Raw genomic sequence first — 12,274 nt, forward strand, 5'->3', positions numbered from 1 at the left:
TTCATCTTTGGTTTATTGCATCTACAATGTTCATTCTCGACACTCTCCAAGCCGGAATTCCGGCACTCAATAGATTTAATAACAGGCAGAAACAGAATGCAACGAGAAACGTCAACGGACTGAACAGCATATCAGTGGAAAGAGAAGTTTCCCCGGCAAGACCTGCATTCTCACTGTTATCAAAAAGGAATGAGTTTAACAGGAAAGTAGCTGAATAGCTCAATATCAGTCCCAGTATTCCCGCAAGCAGTGTCAATATCAGATTCTCCCAGAATACCTGTCGCAACAATTCGTTGGCAGTAGCACCGAATGCTTTCCGGACACCGATTTCCGTCATACGCTTCCGCATGCGGGATAAAGTCATACTACTTAGGTTGATAGCTGGAACCAAGAGGAGAATCACAATGATAAGAATGAATCGCCTGACAATGTGTTTCATATCCAAGTCTGTCCCCCAATGGCGGTAAAGGTAGGCAAATTGAGTATCCGGCTGACCACGATAAATCAATTCCATATCCTTCAGCTTACTATTGTAGACCTGACGATATTTTTCGACTTCAGCACGAATAGCCGGAAAATCGTCGGACGAACGTGCAAGGATGACCGCCCGCATAGGTCCCATCAGATTTTCTCTCCACGAGAAAGAAGCCAAATCTGTTGATGTATAGGGAATCCAGACCTGTGCATAAGAAGCTGTCGCCAACTTTGATACGTCTTTCACTACTCCTGTAATGGTATAATCCGCTTTATTTAATTGGATGGTACGCCCTACCACGTCAGTTGTATCGAACAGGTGGCGTGCCACACTGGCAGAAACCACAGCCTTGGACAGCCCACTCTCAAAATCGGCTTTCGTATATGGTTTGCCACACAAGAATTCAAAGCAAAAGACTTGCCAGAACGCTTCATCCGTTTCCATTTCATCTACACTCATCCTGCCTCCTCCGGGAAGAGAAGCACGCATCTTATTATTAACGGAAGTAATGGTAACCGCTTCAGGTATTGTCAACGTCTTAAAGCATTCACGGGCAGTCGTGACGGACATCTGGCTGCTGGCAGCATTATTGTGTTGCTCTTTATGCCGGGACGTCATTGCCTTGACATACAATGATCGTGAACGGTTAACTTCCGGCACGCAGTCTTTTATCCGTATCTGCAATGTCAGCACAATCACCATTATCATGCAAATAGCCAAAGCTGTACCTACCATACAGACAATACTAATAAGCCGGTTCTCCTTCAACTGGTAAAGAGCTTGCTTTATGTATTGCTTCCACATCTTCTTATTCTTTTTTTGATTTGATTCTACAGGAGTTCACAGAAGAATGTTCTACATTAGAAATTCCAACCTTTCTTTGTTACGTCTTTACACTTCAGGTTTTTGGAGTTGATTTTACCAACGCCATCCCGCTTAAAGAAAGCTGCATCCGCTTTACCGGATACAGTGATATTTCCTACTCCATCCACTTTAGCTTTGATAGTGCTGCAATCAACATTCAACTTCATATTGCCTACTCCGTCAACATCTAGTTTCAACTCATCGCAATATAGACTTTTCACGTTACAGTTGCCTACTCCATCAAGTTCGAAAGCTATATTTTTAAGTTTTAGTTCTTCTTTTGCATCGAAGTTTCCTACTCCGTCTATTTTCACTTTACTCAAATCGGGAGCAGTAATATAGAAAGTCAGATTCTTGATATTCTTGGCATTTTTATCTTTATAAGAGATAACCAGAGTTCCATTTTTCACTGTCACCCTTGTTTTCTCTACAAATTCAGAAGGACCTTCCAGACGACAGGCGCATCCTGCCGATTGAGTAAAAATAATATTCCCGACAGATTGCAGGTTTATGGCAGAAAACTCGTCTACATTATAATCTTTACTCACATTTTGTGCCGATAGCGAACAGAAAGCAACACTTAACAGGACAGCTATCGCAACGATGAAAATATTCTTTGTCATGATGATTTTTAATTTAGAGATACATTAATCAATTTTTCCATTTAGTTCTAATCGTAAGAGGCCGTTTCTATTGTACCTGGCGTCCATCGAAGAAACGAATAGTGCGCGAAGTCTGCTTCGCCTGTTCTTCATTATGGGTAACCATCACGATAGTACGTCCGTCTTCCTTATTCAACCGATGAAGCAGTTCCATTACTTCAGCTCCCATCTTTGAATCCAAGTTACCTGTCGGCTCATCGGCAAGGATTATTTCGGGATTACCAATAATCGCACGGGCAATAGCTACACGTTGGCACTGCCCACCGGAAAGTTGTGTAGGAAAATGTCTCATACGATGGCTTAATCCTACTTTTTCCAATACCTCTTGTGCCAACCGTTTTCGTTCACTACCAGCCATACGTCGATAAAGCAAGGGGAGTTCTACATTATCCATCACATTCAACGAATTAATCAAATGAAAAGACTGAAATACAAAACCGAGCGTTTTATTACGAAAAACCGCCAGTTCCTTGTCTTTCATTCCTTCGGTACGTATTCCGTTAATTTCCACCATTCCCATTGTAGGTGCGTCAAGCAATCCCATTATGTTCAGCAGGGTGGATTTTCCGCATCCGGAAGGTCCCATTATACTTAGAAATTCTCCACGTTCTACCGTCAGATTCACATTCTCCAATGCTACCGTCTCAATCTCGTCCGTACGATAAATCTTAGAAAGAGAGTTCAATGTTATCATAACTTCTAGTATTTAGTTTATTTAATTTTCAACTTATTCTTGTTCTTATAAGCACTCATATCGCTTACTACTACTTTATCACCCGGTTGCAATCCGCTCAACACTTCTACATATTCAAAATTAGAATCTCCTAACTGTATTTTACGTTTTACCAGTTCATTATCCGAATTGCAGACAAAAAGTTCATATTCACCGCGTCCCACATAGAAAGAGCCATTGGCTATGCGCATTACATCTTCCTTCACAGCATTCATCACATAAACATCTGTCTTTAGTCCGGAACGTAAGCGGCGGTGATTATCTTCTTTCAACTGAACGGTAAATGATATCACACCATTCTTGGATAGTGGTGTAACACTGCTAACTGTCCCTTCCAGTTTGTCGCTCCCTATCTTAACAATTGCTTTTCCTCCGGCTGCTACACGATCACCGTACGTATCCGCAATCTCGCCTTCCACTTTAAAATGGCTCAAATCAGAAATGATAGCTACCTGTCCGCCTTCGGAAATCTGTGCACCGATCTGGTTATTAATATAGGTAAGAATAGCTTTACGCGGGGAACGGATTTGTGCATCATCCAACGTACGTTTCTTTTCGGAAAGGCTCTTGCGGAAGATATTAAAATCAAGCTCCTGAACTTTTAGTTCGGCAGCAGCTACTTCCTTCTCATTTTTATATTGTTGCTGAAGTTGTTCGTACTCTAATTGAGCCACATTATAGCTCAATTCAGCCTGGCGTACCTTATCCGTTGTTCCTGCACCGAGACTGTCCAGATAGTGTTCATTTCTCAACTCCACTTTCATACGACTCAATTTCATTGCCGAAACTTTAATCTGCATTGCCATATCGGAAAGTTTCGTCTGATTATTGACGCGAAGCTGATCAAGCTTATACTGGCGCATTTGTTCCTCGTCCAGTAACTTCTTATATTCAATTTCCGTACTCTGAAGGTCCAGTTTCAGAATCGGAGTACCTACGTCTACGCTATCTCCCCCTTTTTTATAGACTTCAATAATACGACTGTTGATCGGAGAATTGATAATTTCTTCAAAAGCAGGGACAACCTTACCGGAAGCACTGACACTTACCTCAATCACCCCTTTATCGACTGTGGAAAAGACAAGATCCTTTGCCTCCACTCCTGCCCTTAATACAGATATAAGTACACTGATGGCAATAATACTTGCCACTCCAATGGATGAATAACGAATAATCTTCTTATTACGTTCTTTTTGACGTACCTCTTTAGGAATTTCTCTGTCCATATCCGATCATTTACTATTTTATGATGTATCAATTCAGTACTTTATATACCAAATCTGTGCCAAAATCGTAAATGATTGATAAATAGAAGATAACAAAAAACAAAGGGTGTCCGATATCGGACACCCTGTACGAATTTACCGTTCAGAATAGCATCTATCATCCTGTCGACAGGAAGCCTGTCTACTTGGATGATGATGTAATTGAGGGGTTCTTTTCCTCTTGTACCAGTTCTTTCCCCCAATGGGTAGTTTCCTCCACCTTTTCACGATCACGAATCTCTTTTGCTTTACGGGCATAGACAATCATACGCATAGACTGATCGTAAGTGAAATAATTCCATACCCAATTCAAGAGTACAATAACCTTATTGCGTACCCCAAGAATAGAGCGCAGATGAACAACCAGCCACATCACCCAGGCAAACCATCCCTGCATTTTTACTTTACTAAACTCTGCCACGGCACGATTACGTCCTACAGTCGCCATCGAACCCAAATTACGGTAATGGAAAGGTTTCATCTCCCGTCCTTTCTCCATACGTACTAGATTCTTTGCCAGCAATTCCCCTTGCTGGATAGCCACTTGCGCTAATTGAGGATGTCCGTTCGGGTAATTTTCATCAGCTAACTGAATACATTGGTCGCCAATAGCAAACACATTATTCATCCCTTCTACACGGTTAAATGAATCGACTTTAATACGTCCTCCACGCCCAATCAGAGAGGCATCCAGATTTCCGATAGTCACACCGGTGACACCACTCACCCAGATAAAAGTACGCGTGGCAATCTCTGTACCATCTTCGAGTACTACTTTATGGTCACGATAATCCACAACGCGTTTATTCAACAGGATATTTACTCCCATTTCACGGAGAAACTGTTCAGCATGTGCAGAAGATTCTTCCGACATTCCGGCAAGCAATCGCGGCCCGGCTTCAATCAAATAGATGTGCATCAGACTGCTGGGCATATCAGGATAATCATTCGGCAAGACAAATTTCTTCATCTCGGAAAGTATTCCGGCTACTTCTATCCCGGTAGCTCCACCTCCCACAATTACAATATTCAATAACTCTTGTTGTTCCTGCTTCGTTGAACAGGTCAGCGCTCGTTCCAGATTAGCCAGAAGAGCGTTTCGCAATCCCATCGCTTCTGACACATTTTTCATCGGCATGGCTTCCTCTTCGATATGTTTATTACCGAAATAGTTGGTTGTAGTACCTGCTGCTAACACCAGATAGTCATATTCTGCTTTTCCGATGGAAGTCTGTATCATATTCTTTTCCGGGAAAATGGCACGTACTTCCGCCATACGGAAATAGAAATCTTTCCGATGCTGGAATATTTTACGGAAGGGGAAGGATATGGAAGTTGGCTCCATGCCGGCCGAAGCCACCTGATAAATCAAAGGAGGAAACTGATGATAGTTGTTTTTATCTATCAATACGACTTGAAAGCCTGACTTTTTCAGCTTGTTAGCCAGTTTCAAGCCACCGAAACCACCGCCTACTATGACGACACGTTTCTTATTACTTTTTGCAATGTTTAGACTCATATTCTAATCATGTTTTATCAAGATAATAACACATGAATGAGTCATTAAGTTTCCGAAATTCGAAACTTTTGAGAGAAGTCTCTACCGCAGACGCAATCTATCTCCGATTTCCGGAACATACTCACCATCCTTACGATTCATCTTATACAGATTTTTGAGGCGGATACCATATTTTTGAGAGATGCCATGCATGGAATCTCCATCTTTCACAACATATACAGTATAAGGTTTGGAAGCCTTTTTCTTCTTGCTCTTCAGGTAGATGATATCCCCTTCCATCAAGGTATAATCACGCTGCAAGTCGTTGTACTTCACAAGTTTCTTCCAACTAATATCGAATTCCTTGCCTAAATCTTTAAAGGTATCACCGTTGCGGGCTACCACATAAGCAATATCATTAGCGATATACACCTGATGCGGGCTCATCAACCAAGGATTCTTTTTCAGTTTCCGTTCCGAATATACCCCCTTACGGTCGTATTTATACAAGTCATAATCTTCGATAATTGTAATCAGACGATTAGCATAAGAAGGATCGGTAGCATAGCCTGCTTTTTTCAGTCCACGCGCCCAGCCTTTATAATCGGTGATGTCCAGTTTAAAAAGAAAAGCGTAACGGGCACCTCTTCTAAGGAAGTCGGAATGATCTTCGTAAGAGTCACGCGGATGCTTATAAGCACGGAAACATTCGTTACGGGCATCATCATCATGACGAACCGTACGTCCCCGCCAACTGCCACCACACTTAATACCAAAGTGGTTATTACTCTTTCGTGCCAACTGGCTGTATCCGGCACCGCTTTCCAGCAATCCTTGTGCCAATGTAATACTCGCCGGAATCTTATGAAGCTTCATCTGTTCAACAGCCAAATCACTATACTTATTTATATACTCGACGTAACGGGCATTCCGTTTCTGTGCCTGCACTCCTACGGCAAAGAAAAAAACAACGGTTAAAAAGATAAGTCTATGCAGTTTATTCTCCATTTTTATTCAGATGTGAATTAGATGGCACAAAAATCTGAAAAATAATTGGGATTATCAATCTCTTTCCTAACTTTGTAACATTAATTGTAGAAACCAATACCCTGACGTATATGAAAGACCTCACAATTACCGCTATTATTAAAGTATATCAATATGATGAGTTGAATGAGGGCGATCGGGCACTTATGCAGACTGCCATGGAGGCAACAGCTCGTAGTTATTCTCCGTACTCCCATTTCTCCGTAGGTGCCGCTGCGCTATTGGGCAACGGGACAGTAGTGACAGGAACCAATCAGGAAAATGCGGCCTATCCGTCGGGGCTTTGTGCAGAACGTACTACCCTATTCTATGCCAACTCCCAATATCCCGACCAACCGGTTGTCACTCTTGCCATCGCGGCACGAACGGAAAAAGATTTCATCGACCAACCGATTCCTCCCTGCGGCGCTTGCCGGCAAGTGATTCTGGAAACGGAAAAGCGTTACAAACAACCCATCCGTATCCTATTATACGGCAAAGAATGTATCTACGAAGTAAAAAGTATAGGCGACCTACTGCCATTATCATTTGACGCATCAGCAATGGAGGATTAATTATGTTACAACAATATCACACGAAACTAAAAGGAACACTCGCACTTACAGACTCTTATCTGACAGAAAAAGCACTGCAAAAAGAAAAAGGGCTTTATAAATTTATATGGGTACGCAGCGGAAGCATTACAGTAGAAATCGATCATCAGGAAATGATGCTTACCAAGGATGAAGTGATTTCACTCACCCATCTGCAACACCTCGAATTTAAATCGATTGACGGCGAATACCTGACTTTGCTGTTCAACAGCAATTTCTATTGCATTTATGGCAATGACCATGAAGTGTCGTGCAGCGGTTTCCTGTTCAACGGTTCTTCTCACCTGATCCGTTTTACCCTGAATGAAAAAGAACGTAAAGAGCTCGACACCATTACCGAAGCACTGGAAAACGAGTTTACCGTTTCCGACAGCCTGCAGGAGGAGATGCTACGCATCCTGCTGAAACGCTTCATCATTCAATGTACCCGTATTGCACGTCATCGCATGAATATCACCCGTGAAAAAGAATCCGGTTTCGAGATTGTCCGCCAATACTATAACTTGGTTGACGAGCATTATCGGACAAAGAAGCAGGTACAGGACTATGCCGATATGCTACACAAATCTCCCAAGACACTATCGAACATCTTTTCTACCTGCAAACTGCCTTCGCCGCTTCGGGTTATCCACGAACGGGTGGAAGCGGAAGCTAAACGTCTCCTGCTTTACAGCAACAAAAGCGCCAAAGAGATTGCCGATATTCTGGGATTTGAAGACCAGGCTTCTTTCAGCCGTTTCTTCAAAAATATGACCGGACAGAGCGCCGTGCAATTCAGAAACACACAGGAAGGGAAAAATTGACAAGGCATACGGAAGTATTGCTATTTTGGGAGTAGTGGAAATGGACGACCTTTGCAACATAAGATAAACCCATTAAAACCCCAACAAAATGAAAGAGAAATTGATCGCTTTACTGACCTTCACTTCAAGTCTGAAAAGTTTTGGTATGAAATTTATCCGCATTGCCATCCTGATAGTATTTGTATGGATAGGCGGATTGAAGTATTTCCATTATGAAGCCGACGGGATTGTTCCGTTTGTTGCCAACAGTCCTTTTATGAGTTTCTTCTATGCTAAAGGTGCACCCGAATACAAAGAACATAAAAATGCGGAAGGTGCTTTTGTCCCGGAAAATCGTGCATGGCACGAAGCAAACCGCACTTATACTTTCTCTTACGGACTGGGAGCTCTTATTATGGGTATCGGCATACTGGTATTCTTGGGAATCTTTTTCCCAAAAGTGGGATTGGCAGGCGACACCCTCGCCATTATCATGACGCTCGGCACACTTTCTTTTCTTGTCACCACCCCGGAAGTCTGGGTTCCCGACTTGGGAAGCGGAGAATTCGGTTTCCCATTACTATCCGGTGCAGGGCGGTTGGTGATTAAAGACATCGTGATCCTAGCTAGTGCCGTAGTGTTATTATCCGACTCGTCACAACGCGTACTCAAAACACTTAAAAAAGACTAAGACAACCACTAAAGAGGATTCTGACTTCTTGCCATTGCGGAACAAATCGTATTTTCAGACTGTTATATAGTCTCATACAAATCGTTAATACAAGAAGTTATGAAACAATATGATGCAATTATTATAGGATTCGGCAAGGCAGGGAAAACCCTGGCTGCCGAACTTTCCAACCGCGGATGGCAAGTGGCCATCGTAGAACGTTCCAACATGATGTATGGAGGAAGCTGTCCGAATGTAGCCTGTATCCCAACAAAGACGCTGGTGCATGAAGCCGAGGTTTCCGCTTTGCTTTACCACGATGATTTTCCGAAGCAGGCGAATATGTACAAACAGGCCATCGGCCGAAAGAACCGCCTCACTTCCTTTCTTAGGAATGATAATTACGAAAGACTAAGCAAACGTCCTAATGTGACTATCTATACCGGAACGGGGTCTTTCATATCCGCCGATACCATAAAAGTGGAACTTCCCGAAGGAGAAATCGAACTGAAAGGAAAAGAGATATTTATCAACACGGGGTCTACTCCCATTATCCCTGCAATAGATGGTATTCAGCAAAGTCAGCACGTATATACCAGTAGTGCGCTTTTGGACTTAAACGTACTTCCTCATCACCTGATTATCATAGGTGGAGGATATATCGGACTGGAGTTCGCTTCTATGTATGCCGGTTTCGGCAGTAAAGTGACGATACTCGAAGGAGGAAACAAATTTATGCCTCGTGAAGATCGGGATATTGCAAACAGCGTCAAAGAAGTGATGGAGAAGAAAGGTATTGAAATCCATCTGAACGCTCGTGCGCAGTCTATCCATGACACGAATGACGGAGTGACACTGACTTACTCGGACATATCCGACGGTACTCCTTATTATGTAGATGGAGATGCCATTCTTATCGCAACGGGACGTAAACCGATGATTGAAGGATTGAATCTGCAAGCAGCGGGTGTAGGAGTTGATGCTCACGGAGCTATCATCGTAAACGATCAGTTACGCACTACTGTTTCTCATATATGGGCAATGGGAGATGTGAAAGGCGGATCGCAATTTACTTATGTCTCGCTAGATGATTTCCGGATTATCCGTGACCAGCTCTTCGGCGACAAGAAACGTGATATCGGAGACCGTGATCCTGTGCAATATGCAGTGTTTATTGATCCGCCATTGGCACATATCGGAATCAGTGAAGAAGAAGCTCTGAAAAGAGGATATTCATTTAAAGTTTCCCGGTTGCCGGCTTCCTCCATCGTCCGTACCCGTACATTGAGGCAGACAGATGGTATGCTAAAAGCTATCATCAATAATCATAACGGGAAGATTATGGGCTGTACTCTATTCTGCGCCGATGCTTCAGAAATCATCAATATCGTAGCTATGGCGATAAAGACAGGCCAGACGTCTACATTCTTGCGCGATTTTATCTTCACGCATCCCAGTATGAGTGAGGGATTAAATCAACTGTTTGATGTATAAGAATAAGAAAGAATATAATTCACTTCTAAAACAGAGCCTCTGAATAGGGTAAACAGAGGCTCTATTTGGAGTAATCGGAGGCTCTGAATGAGGTAAACGGAGCCTCTAAATAAATGAAACTCATTCTTTTTCAGTCTTAATAGAGTGAAATCTAATAGAAAGTGTTATCTTTGCCACCAAGTTAAACTATATACCTACCGCAATGAGAATTACTAAGTAAGACAACACTTCTAAGTAAACATCACTTTTCTTATATGCTTTTTCTATTTTGTTAAGCATCACGAAATCCGTGTTGTTTAGCCAGTATTGTGTTTGTCGTTCCCCTATCCTGTGATTTTTTTCACTCTATTTTCAACCTCAAACCCAATAGATCATCATGTCTATCAGTATCCAACAAATCAGCTATATCCATCCGGATAAAGATGTATTATTCAGTGAGCTCAATTTCGCCATCAGTAAAGGGCAGAAACTAGGATTAGTCGGTAACAATGGTTGTGGCAAGTCTACTTTGCTACAAATTATTGCCGGACAGTTATCACCCTCTTCCGGTGTCATTGTCCGCCCGGACGACCTATATTATATCCCGCAACATTTCGGGCAATATGATTCACTGACCATCGCACAGGCTCTTCAAATAGAGCGCAAACAGCAAGCTCTGCACGCTATCCTGGCAGGAGATGTCTCAAACGAGAATTTCACCATTCTAAATGATGACTGGAATATCGAAGAACGTTCCATCGCCGCTCTCGATTTATGGGGATTAGGACAGTTTACGCTATCCTACCCGATGAATCTGCTTAGTGGCGGCGAAAAGACCCGCGTATTCCTGGCAGGTATGGACATCCATCATCCATCTGTCATACTTATGGATGAACCGACCAATCATCTCGATTCTTCCGGCAGACAACGTTTATATGACTGGGTAGAGAAATATCGTTCCACCCTGTTGGTGGTAAGTCATGACCGTACCCTGCTCAATCTTCTCCCCGAGATTTGCGAATTGGAGAAGCATCAAATCAATTATTATGGCGGAAATTACGAATTCTACAAAGAACAAAAAACGCTGATGCAGGAAGCATTGCAACAACGTATTGAAGAAAAAGAAAAGGCACTACGTATTGCCCGTAAAGTGGCTCGCGAAACGGCCGAACGCAGGGACAAACAGAATGTATGCGGCGAAAAGAGTAATATAAAAAAAGGAGTTCCACGCATTGTATTGAACGCACTCCAAGGGAAATCCGAGAAGAGCACTAGTAAACTGACTGGCATTCATCAGGAAAAAGCCGAGAAATTAACAAATGAACGCAACCAGCTTCGAGGTTCGCTCTCTCCGACTGCTGCATTAAAAACCGACTTCAATAGTTCCTCGCTTCATACCGGGAAGATATTAGTGACAGCAAAAGAGATTAACTTCAGTTATCATTCCAATTCGGTTAACAATGATATTCTGACAAATGATGAAATAAATTCGTCTGACACAGGTTATCATCCCAATCCGAATAGCAATGATATTCAGGAAAATAGTATCTCAAAACAACAGCTTTGGCAAGCTCCTGTCAGCTTTCAGCTAAAGAGCGGAGACCGCCTCCGTATAGAAGGAACCAACGGTAGCGGGAAAACAACTCTATTGAAATTAATCACCGGCCAACTTCAACCACAGGAAGGAACCCTGACGCGGACGGACTTTAGCTATGTCTATTTGAATCAAGAGTATTCGATCATTGACGACCGGAACAGTATTCTTGAACAGGCTTACGCTTTCAACAGCCGGAATCTGCCGGAGCATGAAATAAAGATTATTCTAAACCGTTACTTGTTTCCTGCATCCGAATGGGACAAACCCTGCCGGAAACTTAGTGGTGGTGAGAAAATGCGTCTCGCTTTCTGCTGTCTGATGATTAGTAACAATACCCCTGATATGTTTATCCTGGATGAACCTACCAACAATTTGGACATACAAAGTATTGAAATTATCACTGCTACTATCAAAAATTATGCAGGTACTGTGATAGCAATCTCACACGACAATTATTTTATTCAGGAAATTGGTGTCGAACAATGCATTTTATTGAGTTAGTCTATTGATATTTTATCCAGGGCAACCGCACCAAAATTTAATTCATATCCGCACAGTTTTGAATAAAATAATAGAGTATTCTGGAAACGTTGTGGTAAATCTGAAAAAGATGAT

At 42.4% G+C, this 12,274-nt stretch carries 11 protein-coding genes; 5 read left to right on the forward strand and 6 right to left on the reverse strand.

Going from position 1 to position 12,274, the window contains the following annotated elements:
• Position 1 precedes the first annotated feature (1 nt).
• The 6 genes from DWZ47_RS13045 to DWZ47_RS13070 all read right to left on the reverse strand — a co-directional run bounded on the left by DWZ47_RS13045 (position 2) and on the right by DWZ47_RS13070 (position 6,505).
• Positions 2 to 1,279 carry an ABC transporter permease gene (locus DWZ47_RS13045; protein WP_117513419.1) on the reverse strand — a complete coding sequence of 426 codons (1,278 nt, stop codon included), beginning with the start codon at positions 1,277 to 1,279 and terminating at the stop codon, positions 2 to 4.
• Positions 1,280 to 1,335: 56 nt separating this feature from the next.
• Entirely contained in the window at positions 1,336 to 1,962 is a 627-nt protein-coding gene (locus DWZ47_RS13050; RefSeq protein WP_004304228.1) for a GIN domain-containing protein, read from the reverse strand.
• 67 nt (positions 1,963 to 2,029) lie between these two features.
• Entirely contained in the window at positions 2,030 to 2,695 is a 666-nt protein-coding gene (locus DWZ47_RS13055; RefSeq protein ID WP_004300704.1) for an ABC transporter ATP-binding protein, read from the reverse strand.
• A gap of 17 nt (positions 2,696 to 2,712) precedes the next feature.
• On the reverse strand, positions 2,713 to 3,960 hold the full coding sequence (locus DWZ47_RS13060) for an efflux RND transporter periplasmic adaptor subunit (RefSeq protein ID WP_117513421.1): 1,248 nt from the start codon (positions 3,958 to 3,960) through the stop codon (positions 2,713 to 2,715).
• A gap of 181 nt (positions 3,961 to 4,141) precedes the next feature.
• Complete coding sequence (locus tag DWZ47_RS13065; protein ID WP_004304230.1) at positions 4,142 to 5,518, reverse strand: NAD(P)/FAD-dependent oxidoreductase; 1,377 nt, start codon at positions 5,516 to 5,518, stop codon at positions 4,142 to 4,144.
• An 81-nt stretch (positions 5,519 to 5,599) separates the two neighbouring features.
• Entirely contained in the window at positions 5,600 to 6,505 is a 906-nt protein-coding gene (locus DWZ47_RS13070; protein WP_004304231.1) for a glucosaminidase domain-containing protein, read from the reverse strand.
• 110 nt (positions 6,506 to 6,615) lie between these two features.
• Here DWZ47_RS13070 and cdd point away from each other — a divergent pair, with 110 nt between their 5' ends.
• From cdd to DWZ47_RS13095, 5 genes are all read left to right on the forward strand, one after another.
• A complete protein-coding gene (gene cdd, locus DWZ47_RS13075; RefSeq protein ID WP_117513423.1) occupies positions 6,616 to 7,098 on the forward strand; it encodes a cytidine deaminase in 483 nt (160 codons plus the stop codon).
• 2 nt (positions 7,099 to 7,100) lie between these two features.
• Positions 7,101 to 7,940, forward strand: a complete 840-nt coding sequence (locus DWZ47_RS13080; protein WP_004300715.1) for an AraC family transcriptional regulator — start codon at positions 7,101 to 7,103, stop codon at positions 7,938 to 7,940.
• 88 nt (positions 7,941 to 8,028) lie between these two features.
• Positions 8,029 to 8,610, forward strand: a complete 582-nt coding sequence (locus tag DWZ47_RS13085) for a DUF417 family protein (protein WP_117513425.1) — start codon at positions 8,029 to 8,031, stop codon at positions 8,608 to 8,610.
• Between the two features lie 99 nt (positions 8,611 to 8,709).
• Positions 8,710 to 10,083 (forward strand): FAD-dependent oxidoreductase, encoded by a 1,374-nt coding sequence (locus DWZ47_RS13090; RefSeq protein ID WP_117513427.1) that lies wholly within the window; start codon positions 8,710 to 8,712, stop codon positions 10,081 to 10,083.
• A gap of 376 nt (positions 10,084 to 10,459) precedes the next feature.
• Positions 10,460 to 12,160 (forward strand): ABC-F family ATP-binding cassette domain-containing protein, encoded by a 1,701-nt coding sequence (locus tag DWZ47_RS13095; RefSeq protein WP_117513429.1) that lies wholly within the window; start codon positions 10,460 to 10,462, stop codon positions 12,158 to 12,160.
• Positions 12,161 to 12,274 lie beyond the last annotated feature (114 nt).

The sequence above is a fragment of the Bacteroides sp. AF32-8BH genome, from assembly GCF_003435205.1.
GTDB lineage: Bacteria > Bacteroidota > Bacteroidia > Bacteroidales > Bacteroidaceae > Bacteroides > Bacteroides ovatus.